Source organism: Haloleucobacter ellipsoideus, assembly GCF_052491725.1.
This window is the reverse complement of the sequence record NZ_JBQWAR010000018.1, coordinates 416,189-430,049: the sequence shown is the minus strand read 5'-3', so window position 1 is coordinate 430,049 and position 13,861 is coordinate 416,189. Positions and strand designations below refer to the sequence as shown.

General features: G+C 63.0%; 12 protein-coding genes. 3 read left to right on the top strand and 9 right to left on the bottom strand.

Annotation, left to right across the window (positions count from 1 at the left end):
- Positions 1–42: 42 nt before the first annotated feature.
- A complete protein-coding gene (locus tag ACT6QG_RS09290) occupies positions 43–1,965 on the bottom strand; it encodes an ABCB family ABC transporter ATP-binding protein/permease (protein WP_444977288.1) in 1,923 nt (640 codons plus the stop codon).
- A 19-nt stretch (positions 1,966–1,984) separates the two neighbouring features.
- Entirely contained in the window at positions 1,985–2,335 is a 351-nt protein-coding gene (locus ACT6QG_RS09285) for an ArsR/SmtB family transcription factor (protein ID WP_444977287.1), read from the bottom strand.
- A 185-nt stretch (positions 2,336–2,520) separates the two neighbouring features.
- Between ACT6QG_RS09285 and ACT6QG_RS09280 the strand changes: the two genes are divergently transcribed.
- Positions 2,521–3,123, top strand: coding sequence for an LOG family protein (locus ACT6QG_RS09280; RefSeq protein WP_444977286.1), 603 nt, complete (start codon positions 2,521–2,523; stop codon positions 3,121–3,123).
- A gap of 21 nt (positions 3,124–3,144) precedes the next feature.
- Here the strand turns inward: ACT6QG_RS09280 and queD are convergent, their stop codons facing one another.
- Both queD and queE read right to left on the bottom strand, forming a co-directional pair.
- Positions 3,145–3,501 (bottom strand): 6-carboxytetrahydropterin synthase QueD, encoded by a 357-nt coding sequence (queD, locus tag ACT6QG_RS09275; protein ID WP_444977440.1) that lies wholly within the window; start codon positions 3,499–3,501, stop codon positions 3,145–3,147.
- A 5-nt stretch (positions 3,502–3,506) separates the two neighbouring features.
- Positions 3,507–4,139, bottom strand: coding sequence for a 7-carboxy-7-deazaguanine synthase (queE, locus tag ACT6QG_RS09270; protein ID WP_444977285.1), 633 nt, complete (start codon positions 4,137–4,139; stop codon positions 3,507–3,509).
- 186 nt (positions 4,140–4,325) lie between these two features.
- Here queE and ACT6QG_RS09265 point away from each other — a divergent pair, with 186 nt between their 5' ends.
- Positions 4,326–4,832, top strand: a complete 507-nt coding sequence (locus ACT6QG_RS09265) for a flavin reductase family protein (RefSeq protein WP_444977284.1) — start codon at positions 4,326–4,328, stop codon at positions 4,830–4,832.
- A 118-nt stretch (positions 4,833–4,950) separates the two neighbouring features.
- Positions 4,951–5,790, top strand: a complete 840-nt coding sequence (locus tag ACT6QG_RS09260) for a universal stress protein (RefSeq protein ID WP_444977283.1) — start codon at positions 4,951–4,953, stop codon at positions 5,788–5,790.
- A 93-nt stretch (positions 5,791–5,883) separates the two neighbouring features.
- Here the strand turns inward: ACT6QG_RS09260 and ACT6QG_RS09255 are convergent, their stop codons facing one another.
- From ACT6QG_RS09255 to ACT6QG_RS09235, 5 genes are all read right to left on the bottom strand, one after another.
- The gene (locus ACT6QG_RS09255) at positions 5,884–6,288 is read right to left on the bottom strand and encodes an RT0821/Lpp0805 family surface protein (protein ID WP_444977282.1); all 405 of its coding nucleotides are present in this window, start codon (positions 6,286–6,288) and stop codon (positions 5,884–5,886) included.
- 187 nt (positions 6,289–6,475) lie between these two features.
- On the bottom strand, positions 6,476–7,606 hold the full coding sequence (locus ACT6QG_RS09250) for a peptidoglycan-binding protein (RefSeq protein ID WP_444977281.1): 1,131 nt from the start codon (positions 7,604–7,606) through the stop codon (positions 6,476–6,478).
- Between the two features lie 88 nt (positions 7,607–7,694).
- Positions 7,695–8,009, bottom strand: a complete 315-nt coding sequence (locus ACT6QG_RS09245) for a hypothetical protein (protein ID WP_444977280.1) — start codon at positions 8,007–8,009, stop codon at positions 7,695–7,697.
- Positions 8,006–9,919, bottom strand: coding sequence for a DUF2793 domain-containing protein (locus tag ACT6QG_RS09240; protein ID WP_444977279.1), 1,914 nt, complete (start codon positions 9,917–9,919; stop codon positions 8,006–8,008). Before ACT6QG_RS09240 ends, ACT6QG_RS09245 begins: the two co-directional genes overlap by 4 nt.
- Before the next feature lie 27 nt (positions 9,920–9,946).
- Positions 9,947–13,858 (bottom strand): baseplate multidomain protein megatron, encoded by a 3,912-nt coding sequence (locus ACT6QG_RS09235; protein ID WP_444977278.1) that lies wholly within the window; start codon positions 13,856–13,858, stop codon positions 9,947–9,949.
- Positions 13,859–13,861 lie beyond the last annotated feature (3 nt).

The window sequence follows — 13,861 nt, the reverse complement described above, 5'->3', positions numbered from 1 at the left end:
CGCCCGGCGCACCATAGGCCGACGCGCCGGGCCCCGCATCACTCATGCAGGCAAAGCATGTTCCATGCGCTCTTCCACCGCTTCCACGGCCGCCTCATCTTCCTCTGCCGCACGCTGGCGGTTCCAGAGGTCCGCATACAATCCGCCACGGGCCAGAAGCTGCGCATGGGTGCCCCGCTCCGCCACCTGCCCGGCAGCCAGAACGAGAATCTCATCGGCATTCACCACCGTTGAGAGGCGATGCGCGATGACCAGCGTTGTCCGTCCTGCACTGACCTGATCCAAGGCGCCCTGAATTTCCCGCTCGGTATGGCTGTCGAGTGCAGAGGTCGCCTCATCCAGAACCAGAATGGGTGGCGCCTTCAGAATGGTGCGTGCAATGGCGACGCGCTGCTTCTCACCCCCCGAAAGCTTCAGGCCGCGCTCTCCCACCTGTGTCTTGTATCCATCCGGGGTGGAGCGAATAAAACTGTCGATCTGCGCCAGACGTGCGGCTTCCTCAACTTCGGCATCGCTCGCATCCATCCGGCCATAGCGGATATTATAGGCGATCGTGTCGTTGAACAGCACAGTATCCTGCGGCACCATACCAATAACAGCGCGCAGGGATTCCTGCGTCACATCACGGATATCCTGACCGTCGATCAGGATGCGACCGGAACTGACATCATAAAAGCGGAAAAGCAGACGCGACAATGTCGACTTTCCTGCCCCCGAAGCGCCGACAATGGCGAGGGTGCGCCCGGCCGGAACCTCGAAGGAAACGCCCTTCAGAATTTCCCGCCCGCCAGCATCATAGGAAAAGCGCACATTCTCAAACCGCACCTCCCCTCCTGAAACCACCAGATTGCGGGCATCGGCGCGGTCTGTGATTTCAGGCTTCTGCGCCAGAATGCCAAACATCGTCTCGATATCCAGCATGGCCTGCTTGATCTCGCGATAGATGAAACCGAGAAAATTGAGCGGCACATAAAGCTGGATCATCATGGCATTCACCATGACAAAAGACCCCACGGTCTGCCGTCCGGCCCGGATATCGAACACACACATGACCATGATGGCTGTAAGGCCAATCGTATAAATGACCGCCTGTCCCGCATTCAGCCATGCCAGAGAGGTGAAGGTGGTCACCGTCGCCTTCTCATAGCGCGCCATGGAGCGGTCATAGCGCTGGTTTTCCCAGTTATCGGCATTGAAATACTTGACCGTCTCATAATTGAGAAGACTATCAACGGCCTTCGTATTGGCATCCGTATCGCTGTCATTCATTTCCTTGCGAACGGAAAGACGATACTCGCTCATCTTGTATGTAAAGAGAGCATAGGCGGCCACCGTTATCACCACCACCGCCACATAGCGCCAGTCGAAGGCGAACAGCAGCACGCCGAGCACCATGATGAACTCGACAATGGTGGGGGCGAGTTGCAGCAACAGCATGCGGACGATGGTTTCAATACCATTGCGCGCCCGCTCCAGCACACGTGTCAGCCCGCCCGTCTTGCGTTCCAGATGAAAGCGCAGCGAGAGCATGTGCATGTGCCGGAAGGTCTGGATCGCCAGTTTGCGCACTGCATGTAGCGCCACCTTGGCAAAAATGCCGTCACGCACCTGCGTCACAGCCGCCATGATGATGCGCGCGCCACCATAGGCCAGTGTCAAAAGCACCGGAATGGCAAGGATATAGCCCCAGTTCTCATCCAGGCGCGACATCGCGTCGGGCTGGCCGGCCAGCGCATCTGTCGCCCATTTGAACACGAAGGGGACCACCATGGTCGCGCCCTTCGAGGCAAACAGGAGAACCATGGTGATGATGACGCGCATGCGCAGATCCGCGCGATCATGGGGCCACAGATAGGGCCACAGGGCCGCCATCGTCGCTCCCATATTGCCGGGTTCACGCGTACGGGAAGCGGGGGCGCCAGTTGCGGGAGGCGCGCTCGCGGAGGTCTTCGATGTGGAGGACATGAAAGCCTGACTGCCTGTTCTATTCACTCTGCCCGTCTGTCGGCTCAAGCTCGGCAAAGAGGGCGTCCATTTCTGCGCGCAATGTCAAAATGGCATCGCGATCAATCTGATAATGTGTGCGCTGGCCTTCCGGCGCGCATTTCAGCAGCCCGGCCTCAACAAGCACCTTGAGATGCTGGGAAACCGTGGACTGCGCTTTCGGCAAATCGCGCACGATCTCGCCACAGGGGCAGCGCTCCCGGCGGGCGAGGCGCACCAGCACCTTCAGGCGCACGGCGTGCGACAAGGCCCGCAGGCGCTCGGCCAGATCATCATAATCCAGCTCATCCGGCCCGATCGGGGACATGGTGCAGGGGGAATTCTTACTCATCGTTCATCGTCGATATACGATGATGATGACAGGATCAAGGCACCCGCCGGATGGGCCACGCCTGCCTTTTCGATTATGAAAGAAGGGCATGCAGCCTGCCCTCGACACCCCCAACTGATTGAGAGGTCGTAATTCCTTCACGCCCGCAGTATCCAATTCGCCCGAAAATGCTCTAAGGAAACAGCATGGCAAGAATCAGAAATGTCTGCGTCTATTGCGGCTCTTCCCCCGGCACCGATCCTGTCTTTGTGCAGGAGGCCCGGCGTTTTGGCGCATTGCTGGCCTACCATGGCGTCCGCCTCGTCTATGGTGGCGGCGGCATCGGGCTGATGGGAGAAGTGGCGAGCGCGTCCGCGATGGCCGGCGGGGCTGTCACCGGCATCATCCCGGATTTCCTGCGTGTGCGCGAGCGCGAATTCGCCCATGAAGCCGAGATCATCGTGGTCGAGGACATGCATGAGCGCAAACGGCTCATGTTCGAGCATGCGGATGCTTTCGTCGCCCTTCCCGGTGGCGTTGGCACGCTGGAGGAGCTGGTCGAGCAGCTCACCTGGGCGCAGCTTGGCCAGCACCGCAAGCCCATTCTCCTCGCCAATATTGCCGGCTTCTGGGACCCGTTTCTGACCCTGATGGAGCATATGCGGGCCACAGGCTTCATCCGCTCCCATTACCCGGTGGATTTCCTCACGGCGGATCGGGCGGAGGATATCCTGCCAGCTCTTCAGGCGGCGGCGGATGACATGCAGCATCTGGAAACCGCGGATGCCGACCTTGTGAACCGGATGTGAGAATGCGCCATGAACGGGGGCTCAGGCCCCCGTATATTCCGCCACGGACATGGGGGTCTCATATACCCGCACCGCCGCAAGCATGGGCATGCCGGGCTTGAGGCGATCCCATATCCAGATGGCGATCAATTCGGCTGTCGGGTTTTCCAGCCCCTCGACCTCATTCAGGCAATGATGGTCCAGCCGCTCCATCAGCGGGGCGAAGGCCGCTTCCAGATCGAAGAAGTCCACCACGAATCCGGTTTTCGGGTCCACGGGCCCCTCAAGGGTCAGGTCGACCCGATAGGAATGGCCATGCATGCGGCGGCACCGATGGGTTTCGGGCACATGGGGAAGGAAATGGGCTGCCTCGAAGGTGAAGCCCTGCGTAATCCGCACATTGGTCATGGAATACCGATCACTTTATGGGTCTGGAGAGAGAGCCGCCATTGCGGGTGCTCCAGACAGTAATTCACAACGGCCTCTGTATTGCCCAGTCGATCCGGCCCGTCCATAGGCTGGAGAAAGAAGTGGGTAAAATCCAGATGAGCCAGCCCGGCCGGGTCCAGCTCCACCTGCGGATAAACCAGCTTCAGCTCCTGCCCGCTGCGCTGCACGAGGGGGGCTGAGCCCTTGGGGCTCACTGTCAGCCAGTCGATTCCGGGGGGGGCTGCAAGGGTGCCATTGGTTTCCACCGAGATCTCGAAGCCGCGCGCATGAACTTCATCAATCAGGGCAGGATCAAGCTGAAGCAGGGGCTCGCCGCCGGTAAACACCACGAAACGCCGGGCCCGCTCAGGCCCCCAGACCCGCTCAAGGGCATCAACCAGCGCCTCAGGGCTGGCAAAGCGCCCGCCGCCCGGGCCATCCATGCCCACGAAATCGGTATCGCAGAAGCGGCACACCGCTCCTGCCCGGTCGGCTTCGCGACCAGTCCACAAATTGCAGCCGGCAAACCGGCAGAACACCGCGGCACGCCCCGCCTGGGCACCTTCGCCCTGGAGGGTCCGGAACATTTCTTTAACAGCATAGGCCATGATGGAAATGCTTTAGACTGAAGACGTACAGCAGGGAAGCATTACAAATGCAGAGCTGCCCGCCGTCCTCTGCGAAATGCGGGGGTGGATGGCCTGCGCACGGGCGCGGCGGTGCGGATTTCGCTCTTGCGAAACATTCCTATAATGCACCAATGTGCCCGTGTTTTTCAGTGGACCCGACATTTCATGAGCAACATTGATCTGGACATATGTTTTGATGCCCGCGAATTGCGCAATGCCCTTGGTCGGTTCGCCACAGGTATTGCCGTTGTCATGGCCCAGGATGAAGAGGGCCTTCTTGGTGTCACCGTCAATTCCTTTTCCGCCGTTTCGCTGGATCCGCCGCTGGTCTCCTTCTGCATGGCGCGGACCCTGTCCTCCCTGCGCCGGCTGGAAGCGGCAACCTCCTATTCCGTGAACATCCTGCTGGAGCACCAGAGCGAGATTTCCCACCGCTTCTCACGCCCGGGCACAGACAAGTTTGCCAATATCGCATGGGAGATCGGCCCTTCCGGCGCGCCCCGCCTCAAACATATCCATGCCTGTTTCGAGTGCGTGCCCTATGCGCATTATGACGGGGGGGATCATGTGATCTTTGTCGGCCGTGTCGTCCATCTGCTTGCGGAGGGGGATGACAGGCCCCTGCTGTTCTATCGCGGCCGCTATCACCGCCTTCACCCCACGCCTCCCTGAGATATACAGCCATTGCGCGCAGGCGCCGCACCGGTTCTCCTGTTCCGGGGCGCGGAGCTGACTTAGAGTAAGGCTACGATTCGACAGGCCGCCTGTCACGCATGTCGCGAGGAAAACCATGGTGCAGAATATCAAGAGCGTGCTGATCGGCATGACCGAGGAAGGGCTGGACGAGCCCTCCTCGGCCCTGGGCTATGGCATATCCCTCGCCCGCCAGGCGAATGCGCATGCAACCATTCAGGCATCATCCCTCAAGGTGGTCATGGGCAGCGCCTTTGTCAGCGGCGTTGCAAGAGGCCTGCTGAACGACCACAACCGCCGCCTGCGCCAGCTCGCCGAGGAATGGGCGGAACGGGCGCGCGGGGATGCAGAAGCTGCCGGCGTCACCTGTTCGACCGAGACACCGCATCTGGCCTATAGCGATCTCATCAATGCGTTCGTCACACAGGCACGGGTGCATGACCTTTCCGTGCTCGACGCCGAGACGGCAACCATCAATGCGGACCGCGGCCTCATCGAGGCTCTGGTGTTCAACAGCGGTCGCCCGGTCATCGTGGTGCCGCCGGAAGTGGACACATTCCGCTGCGAGCACATCATCATTGCCTGGGATGCCGGCGCCCGTGCGGCGCGCGCCGTGAACGATGCCCTGCCCCTGCTCAAGGCTGCGCGAACAGTGGAGATCATCTCCGTCGGCAATGAGCAGGATCTGGAAAGCCAGATTCCGGGGGCCGAGCTTGCACCGCACCTGGCCCGCCATGGGGTCAATGTTTCCGTGAAGAATCTGGTGGTGCGCGAGGGCGGAATTGCCGGAACCCTTCAGGAGCAGGCCATGATGACCAATACCGATCTCATCGTCATGGGCGCATTCAACCGCTCCATCCTGCGTGAATGGATACTGGGCGGCGTCACCCAGTCCTTCCTGCGCGAGAGCAAGGTGCCGCTGTTCATGTCCTACTGAACGGGCTTTGGGATCAGGAAAGGTCTCGGGCGGCCCTTCCTGATCCGCAACGGTTGCGACCGCAAAGCAGAGCTCCTGCCGTTACGGAATGGCCTAGCTGACGGCCTGCCACTTGCCATCGGCACCCTGGCAGGCCATGCCCCGCGCAATCTGCGGGCGGCCGGACACATAGATGGTGTGCGAATAGTCGCGGCAGTTCTGGAAACCCGCCCGCCTGTAGGCTGGCCCGGCAATCACCGTGCCACGCGGCCCGCCTTCCACACTCCAGCCCACGGGATAGCCGGGGCTGCCATTGTCCAGAGCCGAAACTTCGGCATCATATGCCTTCTGGCGCTCCTCCGCGCTCAGCCCCTGCCCCATATTGCCGGAGATGAAACCGCCGGAAACCGCGCGCGGTTGAGCGAGCGAACCTGCATCCGGGCCAGACATGCCTGTGCTGACACACCCGGACACGCCTCCCCCGAGGAAGACCGCCACCATCAGGGATGCTGGTTTCATACGCACGAACATTGACCCGAACTCTCGACGCAATTGCCTTGAGGGCGTGAAACTGTGACAGAAAGGCCACTCTAGAACAGGGGTAGCCGAACTTCTCTTATACCATCGGCCCTGCGCTTCAACTGGTCTTGGGGGCCATACAGAGAATGACACGGAAACAGTGCTATAACCGCCACAGAGACAGGCCTCAGCCGGGCCCTGCATCCCGTCCGGCCCGCACGGCGGCGATCTGCGCCATCTCCCCCTGCCGAGCCAGCAGGTAGAGCGCGACCGATACGGCCAGCACCGCCAGAGCCATCACCCATCCGGGAATATCCCCCGCCAGCATGAAGAGATGGGAGAGGCGCGATGAGGCGGCCTGCATCTGGTCCATGATGCCAATGAGCGCTGCCGGAACGCCCAGAGACATGGCCAGCATGCGCGTTGCCGCCGATGTCCGCGCCACCACATCGCCTTCCTGCCGCAGCGTGCGGGCCGAGAGGGTGGCGCGCGCCGCATTCACCGGCCGCGGGCCTGCTGTCGCCAGCCGTGCCGCCACAGTCCCATCCAGAACCCCGGTGACCGGCAGCCCCACGGTCGCCTGAAAAGCAGAAATGCCGGCAATGGTGCGCGGACCCCAAATGCCATCCACCCGTCCGGTCTCTGCATAACCCAGATCCCGCAGACGCTGCTGGACAGAACGGATTTCAGCCGCGGAAAGACCATCGGCAACATTCACCGCGGCAAGCCCCGCCGGTGGATCGAAGGTGAGAGTTGAATCCAGTTCCAGCAGGCGTTTCATCAGCGGTGCAATGCCAAGCTGCCGGTCAATCGTGGTCGCCGACCATTTTCCATCCGCAACATATTTGCCCCGGACATATTGGTCAGATCCGCTCCACAGATAGGCACTGGCCACCCCACGCATGCGATATCCGAACCCGTTGAAGCGCTCCCCTTCATACAGACATCGGATGATGGACCAGACAGGCGCGCCGGGGCGGAACCCCTTGAGGGCAAGCGCATCACATGCGGCCTCTTCCCATGTGGCGAACGGTCCGCGTCCCTTCGGCACCAGCCCAGTCTTGCGCCCGGTGCCGAGTATCTTCTCCCCGTTATGGAGGACGCCCCTGAAATCGCAGGCACTTTCGCGATAATGCAGAACACCGATAAAAGCCCATGGCACGCCGGTCATGGCCTCCACCTTCCGGTAGAGTGCCTTTCCGCCCATGATCCGGCGCGCGGCGCTGTCGATGGCGGCGCGTTTGGCGTCGTGAATGCGCATTCCGTTCCAGCGCTGCACATAATCGGCCTGTATCCGCTCAAAAGCGAAGCGGGTCATCCCTCTCTCCTTCCAGACAAAAGAAAAGCCCGGAAAGCTTGAGCTCTCCGGGCATCATGGCGCCAAGGCGCATCAGCAGCGCATCGCTTCAGAATGAGAACATCCGGCTGGGTGTCTGCGGGCGGATCTCATCCGCCCCGAAATCGGGTGCCGTTTCGTCCAGCCCCCACCACAGCAGGTTGATGTGCCAGCCGGGCAATGCCGTGCGGGGGCTATCCTCACCCGCATCCTCCGGCATCGGCGCATGAATGATGCCCACCTCATCAAGGTCAAAACGTTCGCCCTGCCATGTGCCCATGGTGGGCAGAAGGCCGCCATCTTCCATCACCCCATGCCCCAGCACCGCCTGAAGCCGGGCAAGTGCGGCCGGACGCCCGGCAAACCGCAGATAGATCGTCCTCATGCCCATGTCCTTGCCTGCTCCTGAATCGCCGCCGCAGAGCCCTTCACCGGCCAGATCACCAGTTCGTCGATATGCGTGACTCCGCTTGAGCTGAACCCGTGCGGCTGCGGAATATCGCTTCCCGCCTGGGAAGATCTGGCCGCATGGCCGTTCTGCGAGAGGGTGCGCTCACGTCCGCTCCACCCGAAGCACACGGCAAATTCATCATCAGGAGTGGAGACATCCGGCACCAGAACAGGGCTCTGGTTCATGAAAACATGATTGGAGCCTGCCCTCGTCCGCCCCAGAACACCCGGCGCGATGACATCGGGATTCAGCGTTTCGGCGCTGCGGAACCGCAGGGCGATGGTGACGGGGCCGGCAGAAGAGACAAGCGCCCTTGCAGCCGCACTCCATGCCAGCTGATCCGCCACCCGTGTCACGGCCGAAGCCCCGGTTGCGATATAGGAAGAGGGATATGTCCCCACCTCCATCTGCGCGCCATGATGGATATAGAGTCCACCCGCGCCATCCCCCGCGAATGCATTGCCGGCGACAGGATCGCGCACCCAGACGGTCATCCGCGTACTGCCGCTCACATCCGCTGCCGTGCGCGCGCAGATCCAGCAGCGCCAGATACCCCCGCCAACAGGCTCCATTCCCGCCGTGATGCCCGGGCCCATGCCACTCACCTGTCCCGAGGCCAGATCATAGATGGCAATGGGCTGGAGGCCGGCTTCCCATTGGGTGACCACTCCGGCAAGCGAGAGACGGGCCTGTGCATACTCCCCCGCTCTCAGAAAGATGCTGGCGACATAGGAGGTGGCGGCGGAAATGGGGATGAAGCTCCCCGGCTGCGCATAATGCATGGTATTTGTCGTACCCGGCACCATCTTGAAGGCCGCCCCTTCAGGCGTGATGGACACATCCTGCATGGCCCAGCCTGTGAAGCCGGCAGAATGCAGCATGAGATTGGTTGCCGCCCCTTCCACCAGAAGCCGCCGCCGTCCGCCATTCTGCTCGAAGGCGAGCCGGTTCCCCGGCACCGTGCCCAGTTCCCCGTTCACGCCCGCAACCTGCTTTGCCCCACCTGAGCGGACAAACAGGTCCTGCGCGGTGCGATACTCTCCATTCAGCACATAGCGCTCGCGCGAAAGGTCTGCCGCAAGAACCGGCATATGGCCATCCAGAAGAAAGGAAGGCCCGCGCCACCACAGCTCATCCCCGGTGGAAACACCGGCGACCGGACACAGGAAATAATGGATGGCGACCCGCACCAGCCCGCCCGAAAAGGCTCCGCCATTGGCGCTCAGGCGCACGGGCGTGGGGGAATAATAGGCTGTGGGGCCGATGACACCCTCATTTGAAGAGCCACGCCCGATACCGAGCATTCCGCCAAACTTGCTCCGCTCACCCGGCACGCCGCAATCATAGGAGGAAGCCCCCGTGACTGCGGTCAGCGTGCGGGTGGAAACCGCAAAGACAATGGCGCGGGCCGGGATGACGCATTGCGTTTGCGTATAATCCCCGCTGAGGGGAACATCCTCCTCCACAACATGGGCCTCGATCGCGGCCCGGTTCCGGGTGGCCGCGAGGGGTGAAACCCAGCCCTGCCCGTCAAACACCCCCACCCGCCACTCATCCCGGATGAAGGCCAGGCAACCGACGGGAACCGGCAGGAATTCGAGACTTCCAGCCTCGAAACTGGCCAGTTGTCCGTCATGGCCCGAGAACACGCCGGTTGCGCCCGCTGGGACGAACCAGCACGCGCCCTCCGCAGGTTCGGCGGGCGGCTCCGCCGCACGCACGCTTTCGAGTGTGAGCTGCACCAGCGCATCCAGCCTGCGCAGGCTTTCATTATGCGTCACATGTTTCTGCGCCTGGGCCGCTGCCAGATAAGGCAGCCCCAGCCGCGCCGAGCTTTCGGACATCTGATTTTCCTGCTTGAAAGAGAAGGCTCACACCAGCACGCTGGCAAACAGGGCATCACCTGCCCCAACACTCTGGGAGAGCTGCATCACACGAAAGGACAGGCGGCGCCGGGGGCTGCCGAAATCGGCCACTTCATCTTCCGCCCGATACAGGAAGAAGGGTGTATCGCTCTCCAGCACCCGCACCACCGTCTCACCGTGCAGAATATCCAGCCGGTAGCGCTCCTGTGCCTCGCCGAGCGGCACCTCCAGTGCATCCCAGCCATCCCCGTCCACCCGCGTGCGCCGAATGAAGGAAACCGCAACACCATTCGTCCCGCGCCGCGCACGCAGATGCACGGGAGAAAGCGGACGCAAGGCCCGCCCTCCCACATCAGCCCGGCGTTCCGTCACATTCTCCCCGCCATGGTCCTCCCGCACCGGACCGACGCGATAGACATAGCTGCACCCCAGTTCACCCACTCCGCGCGCCACGGGCAGAAGGCTGGCATCCAGCCGCACCAGTCTGGTGCCCTCCGGCCATGGCTGCCCACCCGCGGCCTCTGTCCCGCCCACGCCCCGCAACAGGCCGGAGAGGCGGTAGCTGCGCGCATCCACCAGTTCCGCCTCGGTGAACTGGATGATTTCCGCCTCACGCCCCGCAGCCAGCAGCGCCAGTGCATTGGCGCCGGCCAGAACCTCCGCGAGGCTGGCGGAATGCAGGGCGGAACGCTCCAGCTGCACCAGCAGGGTGTTGAAACTGTCGAAACGCCACAGGGGGCCGGGCTTCAGCGGTTCCATCAGCGTGCCGAAAACCGCGCTGCTGGTGATGGGGGCCACGGCCTCAAAACTGCCCCCATCAAGAGAGCGCCACACCGCCAATGTCCCCGGCCAGGGCGAAACCGCTGCGGCCACATATTGCAGCGGCACCGGCTCTTGCGCCGTCAGGGCCGGCAGGTCCAGCACCTCCACCTCCGGCGGGCCAAGATCCTGCGGCAGCATCGGCTTGCCACCCTCCATCGGCGCCAGAGGCGCATCGAACACTTCCGGCTCGATGCTCCGGGCGGAAATGATGCGCGCCTCGGCCTCCTCCACGCGGGTGATTTCCAGCAGGCGCCCCCTTCCATCTGCCGACAGGCGCAGCACATCTCCCGGTGTGAGCGCGAGAGAGGAAGGCGGCAGGGTGAACTGCACATTCTCGCGCCCGGCCCACAGATCCTGAAGCCACACATCGGCCGCGCGCGCCATCACATTGGCCGGCGCCACAACGGCAAGGGCGGCATGGGCCGCATGGTGGCTTCCCCCGGCCAGCCGCCGCGAGGACACGCTGGCCTGCCGGTAATCCTGCAAGGGGTCGATGAAGCTGACACTCACCTGTGCCGGCAGTTCGCTCTCCTGCGCGCGGGTCATGCTGAGCAGGGGCTCGCCATCCACCTGCACAAGACCGGCTTCCGCAATCTCCACCACCGCACCCGTGCCGCGCGGACGAAAAGCCATCCGGCCATCTTCCTCATTGGCCTCGAAGGCGAAGGCCCGTGCCAGCGGCTCCAGCGCCGCGCGGGCTGTCATGGGCTCCTGCACCACATAGCCCTCGACAACGCCCTCCAGCATGGAACTCTCGACATCCGGAACACCGAAATCAGCGCACAGGGTCTCCACCAGCCCATCCAGCGGGGCGGAGCCCAGCCGGCCATTCAGCCAATGGCCGGTATGCCAGTTCGCGCTATCGCCCCACACATCCTCCAGCAGGGGAAACTGCGGATAGGGGCGCGCATCCCATGTCCACAGATAGACACAGCCTTCCTCCACCATGCGCCCGCCATAGAGCGGGGCGGGTGGATTATCCTGCTCATCCGCTCCGGCGGCCGGGTCGAATGTTGCCAGAATAGCCTCATTGCAGCGACGCAGAACGGTGTCGTCCCGCAGGCCGCTGGAGAAGGGCGGCAAGGCGTTTTCAGATGATTTCGGGTCCGGAAAGGCACTGGGGCGGTTGGGCCCCTTGTCCACGGCGGCGCATCCTGCCTCCATCAGGCGGATGGGCTTGGACCCGGGCCTGTAGGCGGTCGGCGCATCGTCCCGCACCCCGGCGCGGCGCGGATGATGCGCCATGGCCCACCATGACCATATATCCTTCTGCCGGTAGAGCCATGGCTCGCCATGGGCACCATCGGTAATCGGCAGGCGCTGCTGCGCGGCGCGGGCGGCCTCATCGGCATAATACCAGTCATATGCCTCGCCGGCCCGTGTGCGGCTCTTCAGATAGGCCGGATCATGCAGCACGCGCGCCAGTTCCAGATCGAGATGGTTCACCCCATCGCGCCAGTCCGAAAGCGGCGGATAATAATCGATGCCGATGAAATCCACCGCGGGGCTGGCCCACAACTCATCCAGCGGAAAGGCGACATCCCCATTCCCGAAGCTCTGCGCCCCATATTCCGTCCAGTCCGCCCCATAGGAAACGCGCACATCCGGGCCAACAATGGCCTTTACGTCAGCAGCCAGACGCGCCAGCTCCTCTGCCGCCGGGAAGCGCCCCTCCTCATCGCGCAGACGCGTCAACGCGACCATTTCAGAGCCAATGAGAATGGATTCCACCCCGCCCGCAACCACAGCCAGATGCGCATAATGCAGCACCATGCGGCGCAGGCTCCATTCGGCGGGGCCGTAATAGAGCACCATCTGACCCATGCGCATGAAATGCGCGCCCTGCGCCTTGCCGAACAGCGCCTGGACCTGCGCCCGGCATTGCGCCGTGCCATCCACGGTTCCCGGCCTGCCCGGCGCAGGGTCACACACAATACGCCCCCGCCAGGGATAGGGCGGCTGGCGGTCGGCCCCCGTCCATGGGTCGGGGTGCGCATTCTCCTCATGGATATCCATCATCACGAAGGGGTTGAGCGCCACCTTCAGCCCTGCCGCATTCATCCGCCGGACAGCCTGAATGATGCTGAGATCAGATGGCGTGCCGCCATAGGCCGCCCGGCCGCCATGCTGTGAAACAGCCGGCACCGCAAGGCGCGTGAGCCCGCCCACGGACCATTCCAGCGGCACGGTCGCCCTGAAAAGCTTCTCGCAACGCGGCTGCACCTTGCAATGCCCGGCGCGCAGATCATCGCCGAACCATGACACCACCAGAGACACCCGCTCCACATTGGGGCAGGTGGCGCGCAACTGGTCGAGCGCGGCATTGAAATCGCTGGAAGCGTTCGTCACATGCCGGTTTTCGGCGCCATAGCTGGCCGGGCCATAAAGCTGGCTCACCGTTTGCGTGGCATAGCCGAACTCGGTCGAGCCGGGGATCATGGTCACCGCCCGCACCTGCCGCTCGAGCCGGCCCACTGCCCGCTCCACCTCCACGGTAATCTGCGGCAGGCGATTGCCGAAGCGGGTAAGATCGAGATTTTCAAACATCACATAGGCAATGCCGCGATAGGCCGGCGCACCCTCGCCGCCCTGCCGGGCCTCGATCAGCGGATCGGGCATCTGGTCCGGCCCACCCAAATGGAAACGCACCATGTTCTGCCGCGTATCCAGCAGCTTGCCATCCGCCCAGATGCGGCCGATGCGCGAGATGGGGCCCTCGCACAGAGCCACGGCGAAATTGGCATAATAGCTATAGGTGACACTGCTGGCCTTCGCGGCCATGCTGCTGCCCTTGCCGCCGACAGACTGGGTCTGTGTCGTGGCCACTTCCCTCAGCCTCGTCGCCCAGATGACCTGCCCGGAAAGCCGCGCCCGACCATACAGGCGGGGAATACCGGCCCCCTCGGTGGAGGCCATAACATCCAGATCGGACACACGCGGGCCATGGCTGGTGCTGGTGCGGCTTGCGCCAAACAGGGTCTGGTCCACCACCGCGCCACCCAGCGCACCAAGAGCGCGCCCGGCCACCGCGCCGATGGGGCCGAACAATGCGCCACCCACCAGCCCGCCAGCCGTGCCCAGAAGCAAGGTCGCCATGGA